General features: G+C 42.5%; 16 protein-coding genes, 2 tRNA genes and 3 pseudogenes. 9 read left to right on the plus strand and 12 right to left on the minus strand.

Annotated features, from left to right (window positions below):
• Positions 1-34: 34 nt before the first annotated feature.
• From B3Q63_RS06480 to B3Q63_RS06510, 7 genes and pseudogenes are all read left to right on the plus strand, one after another.
• A complete protein-coding gene (locus B3Q63_RS06480; RefSeq protein WP_296175055.1) occupies positions 35-352 on the plus strand; it encodes a hypothetical protein in 318 nt (105 codons plus the stop codon).
• A gap of 53 nt (positions 353-405) precedes the next feature.
• Positions 406-717: a transposase gene (locus tag B3Q63_RS06485; protein WP_296175058.1), complete on the plus strand. Its 312-nt coding sequence runs from the start codon at positions 406-408 to the stop codon at positions 715-717.
• A complete protein-coding gene (locus B3Q63_RS06490; RefSeq protein WP_296175141.1) occupies positions 717-1,595 on the plus strand; it encodes an IS3 family transposase in 879 nt (292 codons plus the stop codon). The genes B3Q63_RS06485 and B3Q63_RS06490 overlap by 1 nt, the downstream gene beginning before the upstream one ends.
• 11 nt (positions 1,596-1,606) lie before the next feature.
• Positions 1,607-2,344, plus strand: a pseudogene (locus B3Q63_RS06495) (YqaJ viral recombinase family protein); the annotation flags it as partial.
• 123 nt (positions 2,345-2,467) lie between these two features.
• Complete coding sequence (locus B3Q63_RS06500) at positions 2,468-3,385, plus strand: hydrolase or metal-binding protein (protein ID WP_296175059.1); 918 nt, start codon at positions 2,468-2,470, stop codon at positions 3,383-3,385.
• A 170-nt stretch (positions 3,386-3,555) separates the two neighbouring features.
• Complete coding sequence (locus B3Q63_RS06505) at positions 3,556-3,807, plus strand: helix-turn-helix transcriptional regulator (RefSeq protein WP_296175061.1); 252 nt, start codon at positions 3,556-3,558, stop codon at positions 3,805-3,807.
• 318 nt (positions 3,808-4,125) lie between these two features.
• Positions 4,126-4,401, plus strand: coding sequence for an excalibur calcium-binding domain-containing protein (locus B3Q63_RS06510; RefSeq protein ID WP_296175062.1), 276 nt, complete (start codon positions 4,126-4,128; stop codon positions 4,399-4,401).
• Positions 4,402-5,764: 1,363 nt separating this feature from the next.
• Here the strand turns inward: B3Q63_RS06510 and B3Q63_RS06515 are convergent.
• Positions 5,765-6,214: a transposase family protein gene (locus B3Q63_RS06515; protein WP_296175064.1), complete on the minus strand. Its 450-nt coding sequence runs from the start codon at positions 6,212-6,214 to the stop codon at positions 5,765-5,767.
• Positions 6,215-6,712: 498 nt separating this feature from the next.
• Here B3Q63_RS06515 and B3Q63_RS06520 point away from each other — a divergent pair, with 498 nt between their 5' ends.
• A complete protein-coding gene (locus B3Q63_RS06520) occupies positions 6,713-7,018 on the plus strand; it encodes a hypothetical protein (RefSeq protein WP_296175066.1) in 306 nt (101 codons plus the stop codon).
• A 76-nt stretch (positions 7,019-7,094) separates the two neighbouring features.
• Here the strand turns inward: B3Q63_RS06520 and B3Q63_RS06525 are convergent.
• Positions 7,095-7,271: pseudogene (locus tag B3Q63_RS06525) on the minus strand (IS3 family transposase); the annotation flags it as partial.
• A 13-nt stretch (positions 7,272-7,284) separates the two neighbouring features.
• Here B3Q63_RS06525 and B3Q63_RS06530 point away from each other — a divergent pair.
• A pseudogene (locus B3Q63_RS06530) lies at positions 7,285-7,584 on the plus strand (transposase); the annotation flags it as partial.
• A 1-nt stretch (position 7,585) separates the two neighbouring features.
• Here the strand turns inward: B3Q63_RS06530 and B3Q63_RS06535 are convergent.
• From B3Q63_RS06535 to B3Q63_RS06580, 10 genes are all read right to left on the minus strand, one after another.
• Positions 7,586-10,690: a helicase-related protein gene (locus B3Q63_RS06535; protein ID WP_296175072.1), complete on the minus strand. Its 3,105-nt coding sequence runs from the start codon at positions 10,688-10,690 to the stop codon at positions 7,586-7,588.
• Positions 10,691-10,860: 170 nt separating this feature from the next.
• A complete protein-coding gene (locus B3Q63_RS06540; RefSeq protein WP_296175074.1) occupies positions 10,861-12,228 on the minus strand; it encodes a tyrosine-type recombinase/integrase in 1,368 nt (455 codons plus the stop codon).
• A 164-nt stretch (positions 12,229-12,392) separates the two neighbouring features.
• Positions 12,393-12,479, minus strand: a tRNA-Leu gene (locus B3Q63_RS06545).
• 124 nt (positions 12,480-12,603) lie between these two features.
• Positions 12,604-12,677: transfer RNA gene (locus B3Q63_RS06550), tRNA-Cys, on the minus strand.
• 194 nt (positions 12,678-12,871) lie between these two features.
• Positions 12,872-13,006 (minus strand): putative transporter small subunit, encoded by a 135-nt coding sequence (locus B3Q63_RS06555; RefSeq protein WP_296175075.1) that lies wholly within the window; start codon positions 13,004-13,006, stop codon positions 12,872-12,874.
• A 113-nt stretch (positions 13,007-13,119) separates the two neighbouring features.
• Positions 13,120-14,766, minus strand: coding sequence for a sodium:solute symporter family protein (locus tag B3Q63_RS06560; protein ID WP_349676424.1), 1,647 nt, complete (start codon positions 14,764-14,766; stop codon positions 13,120-13,122).
• 876 nt (positions 14,767-15,642) lie between these two features.
• Entirely contained in the window at positions 15,643-16,689 is a 1,047-nt protein-coding gene (locus B3Q63_RS06565; protein ID WP_296175079.1) for a formate dehydrogenase accessory sulfurtransferase FdhD, read from the minus strand.
• 39 nt (positions 16,690-16,728) lie between these two features.
• Positions 16,729-19,107 (minus strand): FdhF/YdeP family oxidoreductase, encoded by a 2,379-nt coding sequence (locus B3Q63_RS06570; RefSeq protein ID WP_296175081.1) that lies wholly within the window; start codon positions 19,105-19,107, stop codon positions 16,729-16,731.
• Positions 19,108-19,322: 215 nt separating this feature from the next.
• Complete coding sequence (locus tag B3Q63_RS06575) at positions 19,323-20,291, minus strand: c-type cytochrome (RefSeq protein WP_296175084.1); 969 nt, start codon at positions 20,289-20,291, stop codon at positions 19,323-19,325.
• Positions 20,291-21,667, minus strand: coding sequence for a cytochrome c (locus B3Q63_RS06580; RefSeq protein WP_296175086.1), 1,377 nt, complete (start codon positions 21,665-21,667; stop codon positions 20,291-20,293). Before B3Q63_RS06580 ends, B3Q63_RS06575 begins: the two co-directional genes overlap by 1 nt.
• Positions 21,668-21,675 lie beyond the last annotated feature (8 nt).

The raw sequence follows: 21,675 nt of genomic DNA on the forward strand, positions 1-21,675 counted from the left end.
ATTCCTAAAAAGCTCTATTTACACTGCTGACCACATGGGACAAACTCATCCTCTGCGTCATGGTCAACACGTCCTCATTTACTTTATCGGTGGCGCTAACATCCATCCCATCATCATCTTCAGCACCTTAAATGAGTCAGGACAATGGCAACAGCCCAATGTGCCGATCGACTCCCAGCGCCATCTAGCCCTGCTGACCGGACAACACAGCCAGCAGACCAGCACCCAAAGCGTGCATAGTCATGCGACAGATAACACCCACCATCACAGTCAAACTCAGATGAACCAATTAGTCGCAGGCGACATTCACTACTATTCCAATAAAGCACAAACCCATACTGTAGTGGCATAATAAACTTGGACAGCGCATAAGAGGTTTATACTAACCCAAAGAAGGAAAATAGTATGACCACCAAACGCAATCAATATACCCGAGAATTCAAATTAGAAGCCATCAGCTTAGTCGTTGATCATAAGCGTAAAATACCTGACGTGGCCGATTCTTTAGGAATAGGTAAATCCACTCTGCAGAAATGGCTGAGTCAGTATCGTCAAGAAATGACTGGCCAAGCACCTAAAGTCGGCAATGCCATAACGGATGAGCAGCGCGAGCTTCAAGAGCTGCGTAAAGAGAATAAGCGTTTAAGGATGGAGCGTGACATCTTAAAAAAGGCTTCCGCTCTGCTAGCCTTGGACAGCCTGAACGGCTATCGCTAATCAGTCAGCTTGCAGAGCAAGACAAACAGGTCAATAAAAGCCTTCTGTGCAAGCTGTTTGGCGTGATGAAGAGCAGCTACTATTATAGACTAAAGCCCAAGCCAATTAGCCTTGACACTGTCAAAACCAAAGCCTTAATACGCCAAATATTTAACGACTCGAAGCAATCAGCAGGCGCTCGCAGCATTGCCGCCATACTAATGAATGAGCATAACATTAAGCTGTCACGTTATGTGGTAGGTAAGCTTATGGCGCAGATGAGGCTTAAAAGCTGTCAATTGAAGACGCACAAATACAAGCACGCTGACGAGGCACATAAAACACATAAAAATATTTTAAATAGAGACTTTAGCCCATCAGCGCCCAATCAAGTCTGGACGGGTGATGTCACTTATATTCGCATTAAAGGTGGCTGGTGCTATTTAGCTGTCGTTTTAGATTTATACGCTCGGCGTGTGGTGGGCTTTGCCGTATCAGACTCACCTGACAGTATGATGACAACCAAAGCGCTACAGATGGCGTATCAGACGCGCTTACAGCCAATTGGAGTGCTGTTTCACTCTGATCAGGGAAACCATTACATCAGTAAGACATTCGCTGAATCCGTGGTCAGTTGTGATGGTATGACGCAAAGTATGAGCCGTCGCGGAAACTGTTGGGATAATGCCCCAACCGAACGATTCTTTAGAAGCTTTAAAACAGAATGGATGCCCAAAGGTGGTTATGAGAATATCGATGAGGCTAAAAGCGCCATTGCTGATTATATCTGGGGCTATTATCAGATCGTAAGACCGCATCGTTTTAATAATTATTTGTCACCGCTAGAAAAAGAGAAACGCTACTTTAACCAAAACCTCTTATCACGTGTCCTAAATTAGTTGACCACTACAAGTATTATCAAGAGCATACAGGAAACAAAGTACGCCGCATCAATGCCATCTTGCAGCATCCTGATCCTGACAACCACTTTATGTTAGCCAATTTAGACTACTCGGTGGTTGGCAGTGATGAAGTACAGATATTAGAGTGTAAAACGGCAGGGGAACATGGGGCGAAATTATGGAAACATGGCGTACCGTTATATGTCACTTGCCAAGTACAACACCAACTGGCGGTCACAGGTAAACAGGCAGCTCATATTTGCGTGCTGCTTTGTGGACATGAGGCTAAGATATATAAGGTTGAGCGTGATGAGCGTTTGATTGCATCCATCATGGAGCATGAGCGGCTATTCTGGCAATACGTAGAAACCGACACGCCACCAACCCCTGATCACTCTGAATCTGCAGCTCGAGCATTAAAACAGCTGTATCCAACGCCTAAACCTTCAAGCAAGGTTGATCTGCGTGATGACGATGCTGCTAATAAATTATTTGAGCAACTGCTAAGTTATCGTGATTACATGCAAGAGCTAGAGCAGCGCCATGATCAGGTGAAGCACCAGCTGCAAAGCTTAATTCAAGATAATGAAGTGGCCGTGTTCGAGAAAGGGGCTATTTCATGGAAGCGCTCGAAAGACAGTGTCGGTCTTGATAGCAAAGCGGTCATTAAAGCCCATCCTGAACTGTTAGCTCAATTCAGTAAAACCCGTCAAGGCAGTCGCCGCTTTGTCGTCCTAACCGACTAAGCGCGCATCCAATCGATCAACACCTTAAAAAAATACCGAAAGTAAGCGCATAAACGCCCACCTATCACAGGTGGGCTTTTTTATGGCTAAACACATTCTATTAAACTCATAAGGAATATCACCATGATTAAAGGTCTCACGATAACCCCGCCCGTACTTGGTCGTATCAGCATTGGACGTGTCATTGTAAAAGACGGCAAGCGTCTCCCCGCCAAAGACGATCAGTTCACCATTACCAGTCAAATACAAAACAAGGAGGGCTGGATCAACCACCCACTCGATGAAAAGCTACGTGCAAAGAGTGATGGCAAGCTTCGGCAAATACCCGTGCGCATGCTGTTTAATGATCCGACGCTTAATCTACGAGCTGAATACACGCTGTTCGATAGGCAAACTGGACGCCCACTATGCGTGGGTGACGGCGAACAGTGTCAGCGCCGCATTAGTCAAGGCGTTGAGCAACTGCCATGTCCATCACCTGATCGCTGTCCATTAGCGCAAGGCGGTGCTTGTAAACCTTACGGTAGGCTATACGTCAATCTGTCTGAGGACGATGAGCTGGGCACGTTTATCTTTCGTACGACTGGCTTTAATAGTATTCGCACACTGGCAGCAAGACTCAGCTACTTTGCTGCAGTATCCGGCAATAAGCTGTCCTGCTTGCCACTACAATTAACCCTAAGAGGTAAAAGTACGACGCAAAGCTATCGCACGCCCATTTACTTTGTGGATTTAACCTTGGGTGATGGGGTGACGCTGAAAGATGCGGTTTCTAACGCGCAAGCTATTGATACGGAGCTTAGCGAACACGGCTTTGATCAAGCAGCATTAGAGGCAGCAGCAAAGCTTGGCTACGTCAACTCAGCCTTTGAGATTGATAATGATGAGGCGTTTGCAGTGGTGGAAGAGTTTTATCCAGTCGAGACAGGCGATTCTGGTCAACATCAAAATGCGCATGGGCACTTGAACCATGGCTTAGCCGATCATGACGTAACCAGCATTGAGCAGGGATTACGGCAAAGCGTGACGGCGGTTAGTTAGTAAAGCTAACAAACGCACACGGCATAAAAAGGAGCTGTTACATGCAGCTCCTTTTTTTTATTAGCTGCGTCAAAAGCTAATCGTCGGATGGCATGGGATGCAGTAAAAAATTATAGGACTCGGTAAGTATATGAGGGCAAACGCTCTCATTCACTTATAAGGAGCACATCATGGAAAATTTGAATACAACACAGCCAGTAGTCGAGCAATGCAACCATATACCGCAGCTACTGAGTATCAAAGATGTTGGTCATTATACCGGTCTTAGTCGTTCTACGATCTACGAGATGGTCAATGAAAAATCTGATCGTTACGACCCAACATTCCCTAAGAAGGTACAACTGACACAGGTGAGGGTAGTGTGGGTGGCAAGCGAGATTGCAGAATGGATTAATACTAAGATTGACGCAAGACCAGCTTAGTCAGTGGATCAGCCGCTTTACTTCAAAATGAAGCGGCTATTTTTTTGATAAACTTGGCACTTGGGTAAAGTCTGGGAGATTTACCTATGCCTATTAACGTACTTTTACATTCGATAGTCAGGTCTAATGGCCATGTAAAGTGGTCAGATTATTCGCCAACCGCTTTGTAGTCAGCAGTGAAATGCCATTTATAAAGAATTTGATATAAAAGTTCAACATTTACAAATATGGCGATCATTTTATTGAACAAAAATAGGGTATTATAACCATCTTTAGAAAATATTTGGTCTTAATTTGAGTATTAAAAAGAGTTTGGTTATGAAGAAAGCTGTTTTAGGCTTGATGTTATCTGTCTTTGCCCTATTATCTCATGCAGTGGTCACAGTCACTGACAATCGATTTTATAGCGATGTTGAAGTAGATCATCCGTTTTTTGTTAAAGGTACTGGTAGTTCGCAATGCAAAGGCTTACCTCGTGTTTGTACGCAAATGGTCAGCTGTGAGCAAGCCAAACTAGCACTTAAATGCGGAAACATTAAGCTAGATCGTGATAAGGACGGTGTGCCATGCGAATCAATATGTCCAGGTGGTTAATTGCGATAGCGTCTATAGTGATCATAGGATGCAGTTCAGATAATAAAGACGAGATGTATAGTTCAGGCTATATCGTAGTGAATGAGCAGACATGGAGTAAAAATTACACGACACTTTATCCGTTTACGGTGTCTGAGGGTAAGATTGGGTGTGCCTCAAATCCTGCTTTTGGTCGTGAGGTGTATTTTCATCCTAAGGGTTACACCGCTTAATAAATCAGCGGTAGATGGCTTAAAGCTAGGTAGTTTGACTCCAAATGTGCCTTATAGTGTCAAAGAGGGGACAAATCTTAATGAGGCCGTACAGATTAGGTTGAAGGTCTGCTATGAAAAAGAGGGTAAGCTTGCGAATTATTAAGTTCGGTACCCCATGTAAGACTCGAAAAAAATAACATAAGCTATTGATTCTATTGTTATGAATTAGTTGGATATACACCATAGTGTATTATTCCCACCAGCATCAATTGTTGCTGCGCTGATTGCTGCTTTTGGATAAACGTTAAGTATATCCCACTTAATCGTTTTCGATACACTGATAAGGCATCGAACTATCGTCTGTACGTCTAGTGTTTACTCGCTTATTGATTTAATATCGTTCGTATGTCGCTACTGGTCAAAACATGTAGTAACTTGTCCCAAAACTAATCATGTGCGCGTACTGTTCCATTAACTGCCTCCATAACTTTCCAATAAGTCTATTTTATAGCAACCTCCCACTCAACCCGTATCCTAGTGAGATCTTATAATGTTAAAAATCTTATCCATAACAAGTAGTCTAGTTGCAGTTGTTATATTAACAGGGTGTACCTCTTTTTTAATAAAAGATGAATTTATAAATAGCTGTGAAAAACGTTCTAGCTCAGATTATTGCAAATGTGCATTTGAGGAGATTGAAAACACTTATAGTGATGAGGAGGTGGAAGCACTGGTTATGGAACATAAAATGCCAAGAGGGTATATGAACGTTATACTGCCATGTCATGAAAAGTACGTATTAAACCAATATTAAATATAGATATTTTTTTGCCTTTCATAGTTTTTGATACATGGCTTTACCTGTCCGAAAAGTTAATAAAAAAATAGCAATTGGCGCGATAACTTTTTTTGTCTGAAAATCATGTACCATAACGCCCGTTATGGGAACAGTCGGGAGTTTATGGGCTTTTTTTGAGCTGGAAAATGACTCGTATTCTCGCTTATTCGTGAGCAATTAGACAAATATTTTCATTAAAAAAAGCGATAGCTACTAATGAGTGACTATCGTTTTTATTATTTATATATACCTACGGAATAATTAGACCTTTTGCAAAAGTCATAAACCAAGCTCGAAATTAACAACACCAGCGAATAGCTTCATTCTAAGATCATAGCGCTAAGGTGTGTTGTTTTTTCTTACCGCTGTAGTAGTCTCTTTGGTTTTTTTTTGGACGCTCAATAGGGGTTTCGGTCGCATCAACAATGACGACGCTCCAATTGATGTCATCATCGACGCGACTAGGCAGCTTTTTAGGCAATTCAAACTTGCCAGAGTCAATCAGTGTGTCTTCTACTTTACGAATGATACGGCTAGCAGAAGACTCATGAATACCAAAGTCCATACTGATATGATAAAGCGTGCGGTATTCACGCCAATAAGTCAGGGCTAGTAGTATCTGCTCCTTAAGACTGAGCACACTTGGTCTGCCTGATTTGGTCTTAGATGCTTCATGCTCTTGCATGGCCTCAAGCATGTCATAAAAGGTGGCTTTATGAATGCCAGTATAGCGTTTAAAACCAGCGTCACTTTGTTTGAGTAGCTTATCTATGTTTGGCATGGTTCCTAAAAAGTTATGAGCGTCTTCTTATTTTAATTCCCTTTGCTACTTTTGCAAGAGGTCTATTAATTGAAATTGATAGCAATTTAAAGCCAGCATCACAGATAAAGAACACTGATAAATATTTACATTTGTTAGCTTATTAGTTACATTAACTTGATCAATAGAATAGATAGAAATATTCTATTGTAGGTTGTGAGCCTAACCAAATTGTGGAGCTTAAAGTCGTAACAGAAAAGGGCTACGTTAGTAGTGATTTAGAAGTTATCTATTAACTAATAGCCGAAGCCCAAAGTATTCAAGAGCAGCTCGATTGAGCAATTATTTTTTCGAAATATTTTTATATACCGGAGGTCTTAATTGAATATAAATAAGTTATTTTTAGGGTTGTTAACCACAGTTCTAATATCAGGGTGCAGCTCGAGTGCTTTAGTTGAGGAGTTTGAGGAAGATTATAAGTGTTATAGATCAGCGAAAATATTAGAAGGAGGTGAGGAAATGACCTCTGGTAAAATCGATGTTAATTCTATATTTTCGCCTTCATACACAGTTTTTTCCAAAATGAACAGCAAATATGGATCGGATGCAACTCCAACAGAAAAAGAAGAAATGAAAAGTATTGTTTATAATCTCGACGAGTTTTATCATGATTTAGAATATAATCCTAATATAGGTTATAAAGGCATATTTCATCCTATTAAAGTATATAATTCTGAGTCATGTTTAGCTATGCATGAGCATGAAAAAATAGATCTCCCTATAGAACTTTCTTTTCTTTATTATATTTATTACATATTCCTATAAGCATACCCAAAACAGGGTGATGCGAGCAGATGACCCCTGCCGTCAAATCCGAACAGTTAAACTTGGGAGACTTTAGTTACGCAGCCTGACGACAATAGTCGAACCACACCTGTCTTGGCGTTTTATAGCCCCAGCCCTTTTGAATTCTTGTTTGGTTGTAGTACAACTCGATATATCTAATGATATCGGTAATAGCGGCGAATCTGGTCTTATAGTCCTGATGATATATCAACTTATTCTTTAATACACTAAAACTGGCTGAGCAAATGGCTAGTAGCATGAAAAGCTTCGATGACATCAAAGACTTTCAAAAGCAGATCATGCAATCCTTTATCGATACTGCCTTAGAAGCTGAGATGGAAGACCATCTCGGCTATCCTAAGCATGAGAAAGCAGACAAGCCAAACAAGCGCAACGGTCACACTAAAAAGACAGTCCGCAGTGACACGGGCGATCTTGAGATATCCACCCCAAGAGACCGTCATGGTGACTTTGAACCTACACTCGTGCGCAAGCATCAAACCCGTATTAGTGGCCTTGATGACAAGATCGTATTCCTTTATGCCACTACACACATACCTCTAATATAGGTTCAGGCTGCCCACGGCACGCTTGTCTAGCCAAGCTAAGCAAGTGCTTCGCTTGGGTATAATCTGCTATGACTTTTCCGTCGTTATCAATATATATCAGATAATAAGGGTATAGCTGGTTAGTTTTCTCACCATCAGTTTTATTATTTGTACGTCCGTTAGCTTGAGCTAGCTGACGTGCTTTTAGAGCAAAAATAACGCCAGCAGGCAGTCCTAATCTGTCATTAGCAGGAACGACGGCATGTAGTCCATTAGGTAGTCGCTTTAAGTTAGGATTGGCTTCTATATAGCTCAGTAAATCCATACGAAAGTCATTAAGGCCTAAGTCTGTAATAGACACGCCAGTATTGGCGTCTTCTAAATCTAGTACTTCAGTCTGTATACGTTTTAGTTGTTCATGTCGGTAAGCGATATCATTGGCTTTAGCACTGAGTACGTTATCATCACCTGTACTGGCCATATCGACAATAATCATGCGATTTTCAACGCGCTCACGCAAGTTAATGTACTCATCTAGGCTGATATCTGGCCAGTAGTTCACCAGTTGAATTTGATCGTTGGTAGAGCCGATACGATCTATTCGACCAAAGCGTTGAATGATACGTACAGGGTTCCAGTGAATATCATAGTTGATAAGATAATCGCAGTCTTGTAAGTTCTGCCCTTCAGAAATACAGTCGGTGGCTATTAAGATATCTATCTCTCTAGTTTCGTCAGGAAAGATGTCATCTTTCTGTTTAGACTTAGGCGAAAAAAGTGTCAATAAACCCTGCATATCGTAGCCCTTACGGCTCCCGACCATACTCTTAATGGTAGTGTGATTTTCACTACCAGTGATCTTAGCGGTATGTAAGCTAAAGTCGTGCAACAATTCTGGAGCTATATGCTCGTATAAATAGTTAGCAGTATCGGCAAAAGCAGTGAATATAAGTACTTTTTGGTTGCCAGAGTTTATAGGATTATTAATTTTATTGATAAGGTGTTTTTTGAGGTGTTGAAGCTTATGATCACGCTCTGGCGTGACTGTACTAATAGTGGCGATTAGTCGTCTGACAACAGCGTAGTCTGCCTCCAAGTCTGTGTGCCACTTTAATATATCCATGTCATCAAGATGAACTTTAAGCTTACCACCCACCCAATCATTAGGATTAACTGGCTCATCAAGCCCTTCATCATAGGCGTCATCATCGTATCCTGTACCAATATCGATAGATAATAGATCATTACTTTTTCGAGCCTGATACTCAGCGATGCTAGATAAAGCTTGCTCCAAGCGATTTTTTAAGTTGTGCAATGTTAAACGAAACGCATGAACAGAGCTCTCTAAACGTTTGAGTAAGTTGACCGTCATCAATGCTTGTAAGCTTTTTTCTCGATCTTGTTGTTTGAATTGTCTTTTACCTTCGATCTCAGTGTCATATAGGTCTTCGTATTTCTCTAAAGCGCTAGGAAATATATACGTGAGCGGTGCATACACAACCATTCTAATTGAGGCTAGTTCTTTGTAAATCTGATTGAAGGCAATACTATTGTCTTCAGTAATGGCACAGCGATATGAAAGTGGCGTTAAGCGTGTCGGGAATTGTCCAACTTCTTTGGTGTCGTAGAAGCGCTGAATATGCTTACGTGAACGTGCAATAGTGACGCTATCTAATAGTTTAAAAAAATCAAAATCCAGCATATCCAATATGGCTTTAGTGGTGCGATTCTCCACTGGCAGTTTTGACCAGTTGTTGAAACTTGCCTGAGCATTTCGGAATATAGTGTCAATATCTCGCTTAGTATCGAGCTTATCATCTAGATTCTTACTATCTCCTTCGTATGCTAATGCTAACTGATTTTTCAAATCATTGAAGCGGTTGTTTACTGGCGTAGCTGAAAGCATCAGTACTTTAGTTTTTACACCTTGTTGTATGACTTGCTCCATCAAGCGATCATAGCGAGTCTTCTTATCTTTGAAGTTCTCGCGGTTACGAAAGTTGTGCGATTCATCAATAACTACTAAATCATAGTTGCCCCAATTGATTTTCGCTAAGTCTATCCCTAGGGTTTCACCGCTATTTCTAGATAGGTCGGTATGAAAAAGCACGTCGTAATTGAAACGATCTTTAGCAAAAATATTGGTGGTCAAATTGGCGTTATAGTTAGTCCAGTTGGCACCAAGCTTTTTGGGGCAAAGGACCAAAACGCTTTTGTTGCGTAGCTCATAATACTTAACGACTGCAAGAGCAGTAAACGTTTTACCTAAACCTACGCTATCCGCTAAGATACAACCATTATAGGTTTCAAGTTTATTAATAATGCCGACTGCTGCATCTGTTTGGAAGTTGTAAAGCTTTTGCCATATAAGAGTGTCATGATAGCCTGTTAGGTCGTTAGGCATAACGTCTTCATTTAGATCTTCAAGAAACTCTTTAAAAACATTATAGAGTATTAGAAAGTATATACGCTCAGGATCATTCTCTTGATATACCGACTCAATATGGCGAACAATATCGTCAGTAATATCAGTCACCTTTTGCTGATCCTGCCATATTTGATTAAATAAATTCAGGTAGGGTAGCGCATAGTCTGAATCAAACCGATTAACCATGTTTGAGACAGCGTCACCTTTTTCATAGCCAAGTCCAACAGGGGTAAAGCCTTGGATAGGCATGTAAGTAAATAATGATGCATTGTCTTTAACGCATACAAACTCTTGCATGGGTGAGTTGGTAGTATTTGACTTAAAGACCGCTTTTTTACGTATCCATTCGGCGCATTCTTTAGCAATCGCTTTTTGAGTCAGTTTGTTCCTTAGATGAATCTCAAACTCAGTGCCATACAGGCTATCCTCTCGACTAATTTTAGGAATGACAAACTCACGCTTTTCCTTTTTAAACTCATCAGTGACATCATTAGGTACAAAGGTGGGAGAGGTAAATAAAAATTGCATTTCATCGATATTCTTAAGTTCTTGCTTTAGTGATTCATAGGCATAGATAGAAAAGAAAGATGCTGCTATCTGTAGCTTAGAGCCAGTATGTAGATTTTGTTTTATGTCATCGCCAAATCTGTGATTTAAGTTGTCTATAAGTTTCATAATTCAGCTTTTAATTGGGTGGTGAGTGAGTACGTTTGTTTCTGTTTTTTTTATTATAAAAGGTGCTATTTCGGCAATCACTATGACAGTTTTATCATAAGAATTAAATGAGCGAATCATCAGAAGTGGCTTTTTAGTAAATAGTATATTGTTCAATAAACTTTCAAATCTTATTCTGAGACCTTACTGCTAAGCATTTCAAGCACTTTATCCTCTCCAAGCTGATCAATCAGTGCTTGCAGCTGGGCATTAGGGTCAGCGGTATCTTTAGCATCCGCTCTAAACTCTGCCGTATCTTTACCGTCTCTAAGCGCGTCCAAATAATCCGCCCACTTTTGCATCATCTCACTACGATCGTCAATGTACTCAAATCGACCATAAGCGGTGCCATTAGGATCTTTGGTTGTATGACCCAAAGCCATCTCAACAAGCACAAGCGGGTACTTTAGCTGCTCTTGTAGGATAGTCTTCGCTGTAGCGCGAAAACCATGTGCGCAGTGAATGTCCTTATACCCCAAATCCTTTAACCGCTTATTCGCTGTCGCATCAGAGATGATCTGATGCTTTTTTGCCGTCTGGCTAAAAAATACGTATTCAGTATGACCATTAATTTTTTGTTGTTCACTCAATATAGCTACGGCTTGACGAGGTAGGGGAACTACCATGTCTTTGACCATGTTTACTTTGCCTTGACCTTTGAGCGGCTTTAATTGCCACCTGCTAGCCTCTAGGTCTAAATCAGCCCAGCGCATACGTCTTAGGTCACCGTTACGCACGAATAGTAATGCTAATAGCCTAAGGGAGTTAATGGTGTTTGGATCACCTTCTATAGTCTCAATATCACGCAGTAGCTTAGCCAAATCTTTAGGCTTAGTGATGGCAGGACGATGACCGTAACTTGACTTAGCCAACTGGCTCTTAATAAGCGCCGCAGGATTGCTACTACAGAAGCCGCGAGCACCCGCATAAACAAATACATCACTAGCGATACCCGCGCAGCGCTCAGCCTTGTCTGTGGGCTTGCCAGCTTTGTTTAATGACTTAGCTTGGATGTCTAAAAGCACCTCAAGCATTCTAGGTGAGTAGATCTCACTGATAGGCTGATCACCTATATATGAACATATAAGTTCTAAACGACCTTTCTTACGGATTAACGTATTGCCTTTTTGAGTCTGATCTAAGCTATCAAAGTACTCCCAAGCAAAATGATTGAAAGAGTTTTTAGTTTTACTAATAATACTATTCTTTAATTCTTCACGATGGTTTTTTGGGTCAATATTACGACTTAGTAGCTCTTCATAGTCACGCCAGATTTCACAGGCACGAGCGAACGATACGTTTGGATACACGCCAAGCGATATACGTTTGTTTTTTGAATGAGTAGGGGACAGGTAGCGATAAAGCCAAGACTTAGTGCCATTAGGTCTAACCATCAGATACAGCATGGGATGGTTTTTTATAGAGACTAGGTATTCTTTGTCATCGGCTTTATGACTGCTGATGCTGCGGTCAGAGCTGATAGGTTTACGTGCTTCCATGACTGATACCCCCAATGTACATTTAAAAACCAGTGTACATAGTAGTGTACATCAGATGCATGGATTGGGATAGATAGAGCAGGACAGTATAGAACGCTAGATACAACAAAGCCCCTGATATCAGGGGCTTTAGCGGTTCTATAAGATAGTATAGGACTATGTAATGGTACCCGGAGCCGGACTTGAACCGGCACGCTATTACTAGCGAGGGATTTTAAATCCCTTGTGTCTACCAATTTCACCACCCGGGCAAAACTTGTATTATCTAAAAGTAAGCTTGCTACTTGTTAGATAGTGGTCGCTATTATAAGCATTTATGTTAATAAAGCAAGCTAAAATTAACGTAATATTTATTATATTTTTAACCTAAATAATTGGAGGCTGAGGTCGGAATCGAACCGGCGTTAACGGAGTTGCAGTCCGCTGCATGACCACTCTGCCACCCAGCCAATCAAGGATGCCTATATTAGCAAAAATAATTTAAATTACAAGTCATTTTTTAATTAAATGCTACTTATCTGCTCAGTTGTGGGTATTTGACCATAAATTAACGCTTATTCGAAGTATTAATAGACTAAATGAAGCCATCACTAAGCATTTTCTAAGTGATGGCTTTATAAAACACATCGTCTAATACCGTGTGCTAAACGATATCTTTATTATTATATTGCGCTTTTTTAATATCGCGATAGGTTGCGGTACAAATTAATATCAGTACACTCAGCGTAATCGCCGGCCAAATGAGGATATATAATCCATAGATAAAGACGTTGTCCATGATAGCTCCTTATATTTAGTAATTGTTGCTGTTGATTTTTACTTTGCTTTGCTGGCTTCTAATAATGGTTAGCCAGTTAATGACCAACCATCACTTGATAATATTAATCTTATTTAAGATTTTGCTAGCGGTTGTACTGGTAGCTTTTTATCATAGTCGCCAACCCGCTGTTTAATGAGGTCAAAGTCAAAATGCTCGTCACCCATTAGGCTGATAATCACACAGACGATGGTACTTACGCCGTAAGCGGTCAGTGAAGCGAGTAAAACCATGTACTGGCGTAGGAAGCCAGTAGCGAAGATTAACATCAGCACCAGCGTGATAGCGGCGGCGACCATGCCGATTTTACGACCTAAAAAGCCAAAGACCATAAGTCCAATAACCACTGCGGCACCGACACTGGCCAATATCTCAAAGAATAAGGCGGTGAAGCCGGTAATCGGTATCAGCTCAAAGCGCGCAACGCAGAACAATAACAGCCCAACGATGACCGCTGAGGTAAAGGCGACATTGGTGACGCGATTCCAAAACACACTGGCAATCACTGGGAAAACAATCGCACCCCATAACGCGCCAACGAAGACGAGCATTACCAAAATATCAAGCTTAAAGCTGGCAAAAATCAATCCTGCTGCCGTGGCGACAATCATGGTTCCTCGACCGACAAGCATCATAGTTTTTGGTTTAACGCGCCCCTTAGCAAGGTTTTTGCCATAGACATCCGCCATCATAATCGTTGATAGCGCTGATAAGTCTGAGTCAGCGGTTGAGGACAGGGAACCTATCACTAAAATAAAGAATAATGCGATAAAGACCGGATGCAAATAAGTACTGACCATTTGCGGAATTAAGTTATTCATATTGCCATCAAGTGGCTCGATACCTATGGTTAACGCCATGAGTCCAATCATACCAAGCCCAATGACGATACCGGCATAACCGACCGTGGCAGTGATAAAGGTCGCTTTAATTTTGGTTTTATCAATGGCAAATAGGCGCTGGGTAATGGTTTGATTGCCGATGGCATAAGCCAATACTGCGACAAAATATGGCGCACCTTGCTGAAAGAACGCTTCAGAGGAAAAGAAATCTTGCTGCTCAAAGGTTAAATTTGACAGTCCGCTGACCATAACCGACGGACCACCCATGGAAAATAGTACCGCTGGAATGATGATGACACCAATGGCCATCAAGGCGACCAGTTGCGCAAAGTCGGTAAAGACGGAGGCTCGGAATCCTGAGGTTAACGTATAGCTGAGCACCCCAACGCCTGCGATGATGACGCCCGTCTGAAACGATAATGGTGACAGTACGGAGACCAAGGCACCAGCAGCGGTGAAGTTGACCATCAAGCTAATTAAGCTCCCCATAATATTGGATATGGCTAAAATTAATTGGCTTGATGAGCCGTGGCGGGCGTGGATGAGTTCACCTAAGGTATGGCCATTTGGGGCAAGTTCACGAAAGCGCATACCAAAAGGGTAGATGAACAAAATCATCAAGGCGCCCCAAAAACCGTAATGTATCGGTCCTGAGACGCCGTATTTATAACCAGAAGTAGCGGCTGCATAAAACGACGCCGCCCAAATCCATGTGGCGGTCATACTGGCTGCACCCATGCCGAAGCCAACACTGTGACCGGCGACCATAAATCCTGAAGTTGTCTCCTTGTCTTTTTTGATTAATAAAGACAGTAAATACGTGCCGCCATAAAATGCTAGCAATAATAAAAGAATGGTTAACGATGAAAATTGGAACAATGACTCAGTTTTCAAATTCATACCTCGCAATTGTTTTAATAGAATAATAGTTCGCTTTAAAGTAAAACTTACAAACTGGCGAAAATATAAAAACGCGCGTTCAGCCTATTTGCCACGCGCATACAATTTTGCCTGTGCGTACAATTAGCAACGAGCAATACGCAATAAAATAAATGGTTATAAAAACCAAATACTAAGGTCAGAGGGTGTATTGATTTTTCATTGGCCACAGGCTATTAAAATATTTAATAAAAAATATCGACTAAAAGCTTGTATGAAAAATAACAGCGGCAACTCTCAATTAGCGTCTGTTAATGGATAAACCATTACGCGGTCAAATATGGCATCATCGATAGTAGCGATAGGCTACACGAGGCTTACATGGTAAGCGTCCATAGCAAAATTACGGATAAGCACTAAGCCAAAACTGTATGACTTGTGCTAAATGTAGACAGCTTATATCAGCTGTGATAAGCAATAATTAGAGTAGCGTTTTACTCATTTATTGCGTGTGAGCTATCATCCGTTGTCGTGATGATAAGTAAAATCTTATTGGGATTGTGGTGCTCATTTACTTATCATTGATAAATAAAACTACAACTATGTTAAATATTCGTAACATGTTTGTGCGGTAAGGGTAACCTATTATCTCTCTAACCTCAAATTTTCCCTCAAACTTCTGAGTCAAGGATGGTTAAGATAAACTAATAGATAGATTTATAATAATAACTGTAAGCAGGTTTAGAGCAAGATAGAGTTAAAAAAGCTTAATCGAATGGATAAGTGAAAACTTGTACAAGAAGGGTAATGGGAGTGGATAGTAACGGAGTAATATCTGGCATGTTTAGTTATAGAGATATAACAGCAGAATCCGCTCTAGATTGGTGTTTTAAGCGTTTGGACAGTTGGTGTGGTGTTGGTATAGTAAGTAACTCGGTCATCGCGTAAAAACCCTGCCAGCCCCAAGCCATAGCGCTCAGCAACCCGTACCGCAGTGCTGGTCGGTGCAGACATGCCCACAAGCCAAGGTAGGCGACTACGAATAGATTTTTGCACCAGCTCAATAGACAGCCGCGAGGTCGTCACCACGCATGTCAGCTCTGCTTTGTGGCGTAATTGCCAACCGATGAGTTTATCGAGGGCATTATGGCGTCCGACGTCCTCGAATAGATATAAGTCAGCGCCTTGCATGGTGGCAGCGGCATGTACCGCACCGGTTAATTGATGCGTGTGTTGTGCGGCGTTAATATTTTGTCGTACTTGTAATAAATAATTCAGAGTAGGGGCGGTGGGTTGCGACATTCTTTTGGCTGCTTCTAAGTTTGGCGCTGAATAACTGCTTAAATCGGGAAGTGCTTGCGTCAGTCCTGTGATACCACACATTCCGCAGCCTGTACGTCCTGCTAGCTGCCGCTTTTGCGCTTGAATACGCTGATGACAGCGCTGATTTAATATCAGTTCTACTACATACACATCATAGTCTTGTAGCTGCGTTGAAAACTGCTCAAAAGTAGTCGTTGCAGTAGCCGAATCATCCGTTAAGTCATTGCTGAATCTCTGATAACTTTCGATATCGGTCAGTTGCGTTATTTCCCAATCTAATAATTCATGACTATGATGAATGAGCCCTTCACTGTATAAAAAGCCAATGGCAAGATATTCAAGCTGATAGGGGCTTGCCATCAATATCGCATAATGGATACCATTAATGACAATCGCAACGGCGGCCTCTACTGCTAGCATTGCTGACTTATCATCAATCTCTATTTCTTTGGCTGCATAAGTGGAGTTTTCAGTAGATAAATAACGATGTTTTTGTGCCAAATGCAGCCGCGATAGTGGCACTGTCTGATTATCCATTGACGCCTCAGCAGCATCTGTTGCCAAAGTATCTACTGTCGCTAAGTTATTTTTATTGACCATTATATTATTTTAACCATTATTGTAGGACGTCAAGCGCTTTTAAGCGGTAGCTGCCAACATGCCTTCATTAACGCGCTGTAAAACAACAGTAACGGACTTATAAGCAGGCGTTCTCGAGTCAGGAGCATGACTGTCCAAGTCAATAAGGTCGTTACATTCAGGATAATAGGTCGCCACCGCGTTGGCAGCGATGTCCATCTCAGTAAGTATCAAAGGACCCAAGGTGCGCCGCTCATCCTTGCTGTCTTGCCGCGATACCATGACACTATCGCCTTTTTGCCAGCCTAAACGCTTGATTTCATCGGGATGCATAAATAACACATCGCGGCGGTCGGTTTGGCGATAGCGGTCTTTAAACCCGAAAATCATGGTGTTAAATTGATCATGACTACGGACGCTAGTCAATTGCCATACTTTTTGCTCAGTATTTTTTTCTACATTGCCATTTTCAAGATTACTGTCTGCAAAATCACTATCTTTAGAATTGTCGCTCGTGTCATTGCTATGATAGTCCGCGCTAGTTTGTGCCATTTGCGCGGCGACATAAGTAATCGGATATTGCGGTACTTCAAATTGGGCTTTGCCACTATCGGTATTCCAAACGCGATGACGTGCTGGGTGGTATAAATGAAAACCGCGCTCGCTTTCACGGATACGCTCATTAAAGTTCTCAAAGCCGTCAATAGCACGGGCAATATAATTACGGATGATATCGAAGTCGCTACCCATGGTCTGCCATGGAATTGACGAATCAGACCCAAGCACATAGGTTGCCATATCAGCCACAATTTGCGCTTCAGACTTTAAATCATCACTGATAGGTTTTAGACGTCCTTGTGTGGGCACAATCTGGCACATAGAGTCTTCAATCGTCGCAAACTGCTCGCCTTTTGCCGTTATCAGGCGTTCGGTGCGGCCTATACAAGGCAAAATAAGATTGTTTGCACCCGGATATAGTATGGTTTCATTGAGCTTGGTAGCGACAAAAACATTAAGCTGAGTAGTGGTTAAGGCGGTTTGAATCGCACTCTTATCGGGTGCGGCAACGGCATAATTGCCACCCATACTGATAAAGGCTTTGAGTTTACCTTGCATCAATGCTTTAGCTCCAGCAATGACATCCAGCCCATCTTCTTGCGGCATAGGGCGCTGAAACACGCGCTCAAGGCTATCAAGTAGGCTTTGTTTGGGGCGCTCATGGATGCCCATAGTGCGATCGCCCTGCACATTGGAGTGACCACGCACGGGCGAGGCGCCTGCACCATCGATACCAATCATGCCCATCAGCAACAGCAAATTGGTAATCATGGCGACATTATCTTCGCCTTGGACGTGTTGGGTAATGCCCATACCCCACGTACAGATAGTGGCAGGACTGTCTGCCACGAGCTTGGCAAGGTTGATCATGTCTGTTTGCGTAATACCAGAGCCAAGCTCGATATCTGTCCAAGATTGGGCGATCAGCCATTGTTTTAAATCATCAAATCCTGAAGTATGAGTGCTAATAAACTCACTATCAATCTTATCGTTTTCTACCAGCCATTTAGCCAAACCAGTCAATAAAGCGACATCACCACCGATTTGAATTTGAATGACCTCATCGACCATCTCATCGCTTTTTCCTGCGGCCATGTGGGTTGGTTTTTGCGGATTTCTAAACTTGCTTAAACCCTGCTCACGCATCGGGTTGATAGAGATAATACGGCAGCCTTGTTTATGAGCATGCGCTAGCATCTCAAGCATACGCGGGTGATTGGTGGCAGGATTTTGCCCAAACAGCATAATCAATTTCGCCTGCTCAAAATCCTCCAAAACTACGGTAGCTTTACCGACGCCTAATTGTTTGCCGAGCATCACTGACGTTGGCTCGTGACACATATTGGAGCAATCTGGCAAATTATTGGTGCCAAAACAGCGTACAAACAGCTGAAACATAAAAGCTGGCTCGTTGGTCACGCGTCCTGAAGTATAAAATAAGGCTTCATCTGGTGAATCAAGATTTTTTAAGACATCAGCGATACGCTCATAAGCTGCTTGCCAAGAAATAGCGACGTAACGATCTTGCGCTGCATCATAATATAACGGCTCTGATAAGCGTCCGCTATGCTCAAGCTCATAGCCTGACCAACTTTGCAGTTCGGTCACGCTATGTCTGGCAAAGAACGCTGCATCTGCGCGTTGGTTCATCGTTTCACTGGCAATGACTTTGATACCGTTTTCACAGACATCGATAACTTTATGGGTCTTATGGTCAGGCCACGCACAGCCCGGACAGTCAAAGCCGCCCTTAGGCTGATTGCTATGTAAGACGCTGACACTACCGCGCATAAACGCCTTGTAATCCATCAGCTTACGAGTCGATGAGATCAGTGCTGGCCAACCAGCAGCAGGATGGGTATAAACAGGAATTTTGCGCATGACAGACCTCATAAGCGAATGGCGATAAGTAAGGGCTACTATAATAAAAGTGATTATGTTAAGTGCTACTACATTAAGTGCTACTATATAATGGCTGATAAGAAATGTTGACTTTCATTACTTATAGATAACAAAAAACCTCAAAGCAAATGATGCGTTTGAGGTTTTTCTATTTTATAAATCAGCATGACTGATATGTTGTCAGGCTAGCGCATTTAATAACGGGCATCTTTAGGTTTGTTACCGTTTGGCCAGTCATTTACTTTACCAGCAAAATCAGGACGCGGTTGATGGGTGAAAAATTCAGCGACATCGATAGCATCTTGGTCACTCAGCACGTTACCATGACCCCATAAGCCTTTGGTCTGAATGCCCATTGGCATATTGTACTTAACAAAAGCCGCGGCTTTATAAGTACGCGCCAACCCAGCGCCAATGTTAAAGGACTCGTCACCCCATAATGGCGGGAAGACAATATCGCCGCGACTGTCTTTCATGCCTTCGCCGTTATCACCATGACAAGTCGCGCATTGTACTTGGTAGATTTTTTCACCGCGTACAGGATTGCCAACCAAAGATTCATCCACTTTACCAGCGTTTTGGATATCGACCTTTTGTTCTTTCGGCGTATTTTGTGACAGCCATTTCATATAGGCCAACATTGCCAACATTTCAGGTGATTCAGGTTTTAAAGGTTTGCCATTCATCGAACGCTGGAAGCAGCCATTAATACGCTTGGTTAAATCAACTTCTTTACCAGCACGTGGCATCACGCGCGGGTAGAAGTTATAACTGTTGATATAGGGGTCGCCAAGCGGGATTTTACCTTGCGAGATATGGCAACTATTACAGTTCATTTGCGCGCCAACGTGCTCGGGCAATAAACGCTTGGTTTCGTTTAATAAGCGTTTGCCATAAAAGATTTCATCAGCGTTTGGTTCATCCAAGATAGAGGTATCTTGCGGCAGCACATAAGTACCAACATCTTCGTTGGCATCATCAGCAGTAACTAAGCCATATTTAGGGGCATTTTGCTCGATAGGCTCTGGCTGTGAGCAACCACTACTGATAGCGGCGATACTAACCACTGAGGCAGTCAGAACAGCGGTGGTTAGTTTGCTCATTTTCATTTTCTGAGAGATAACGCTAACAATATCAAGCAGGTTGTGTGGAGGGTTTTTCATTATTTTGCTCCTTTTGTTTGCGCATCAATACTTAAGTCTGGGGCGATATCGGTACTGGTTTTTGGTTTTTTGGCGAGGAAAGCGCGCATTTTTACCACATCATCGACACCGATTTCAGGCGCTTGGTTGGTCCAGCTATTACGTACATAGTTGACCACTTCTGCCACATCGGCATCACTTAGGTTAGTGAATTCAGGCATGGTAAAGGCCATGCGGTCGTGCGGAGTTTCTGGCATGCGACCACCGCTCAAGGTGATTTGTAGTACCGAGTCGGCATTTTTCGCATATACCGCACTATTGCCATCAAGGGCTGGGAAGATACGCGCCACGCCTTTACCATCGGCACGGTGACAAACTTGGCAATACTCGGCGTACAAAATTGAGCCGCGCGAATCATAGTTGCCATCAAGCAGTTTTTGCGTGGTAATGTCTTTTTTCGCCGGCAAGGTTTTTTCTTTATTTGGCGCGGGCGTTAAAGTCTTTAGATAAGATGACATGGCGTTGATATCATAGTCTGTCATATATTGCGTGCTGTGCTCGACCACTTCGGCCATAGCGCCAAAGGCAGCTGTGGTGTCAGTGCGACCGGTTTTAAAGAAGTCATTCAGTTCTGCGACCGTCCACGTACCCAAACCGCGATGTTCACCGCGAATACTTTTGGCGCGCCAGCCATCGATAACCGCACCGCTCAAATATTCTTCTGAGTCGGCATTATTTAAGGCGATTTCTTGGAAGCCAATACCGCGGCCAGTATGACAAGAGCCGCAGTGCCCAGGACCTTCAACTAAGTATTGTCCACGAGCCAACACTGCATCATCACTTTCAGCGACAAAATCACGTTTTGGGTCAAACATTGCTTGCCAGTATGCTAAGGGCCAGCGCCAATTGGTCACCGGTGGTAGCTCGCTTTTTAGATTGGCTTGCTTGACGGGTTTGACGTCTGACATAAAAAAGGCGTACATCGCGGCCAAATCTTCATCTGGCATAAGCTGATAAGAAGGATAGGGCATCGCAGGGTAAAGAGCTTTATTATCACGACGCACGCCATGCTTGACGGCATTTTTAAAGTCAGTAAAGGTATACTGACCAATACCGGTTTCTTTATCAGGGGTAATGTTGGTTGAATAAATGGCACCCAGTGGTGTCAGCATAGGCAGGCCACCGGCATAAGTCTCGCCATCTAACGTGGTATGACAAGCAACACAGTCAGCGGTACGCGCGATGTATTCCCCTTGTTTAATAAGTGCAGGGTCGGTGATATTGACCTCGATGTCACTGCTACTCGTGCGCATATTAGGCAGTATTTGCCCAATGATAAACGCTAAAATCAGCCCGACAATGGCTGCCATAATAATGATTAATGGCCACTTTTTCATAAGCCTGC

The sequence above is a fragment of the Psychrobacter sp. UBA2769 genome, from assembly GCF_002352555.1.
Classification (GTDB): domain Bacteria; phylum Pseudomonadota; class Gammaproteobacteria; order Pseudomonadales; family Moraxellaceae; genus Psychrobacter; species Psychrobacter maritimus.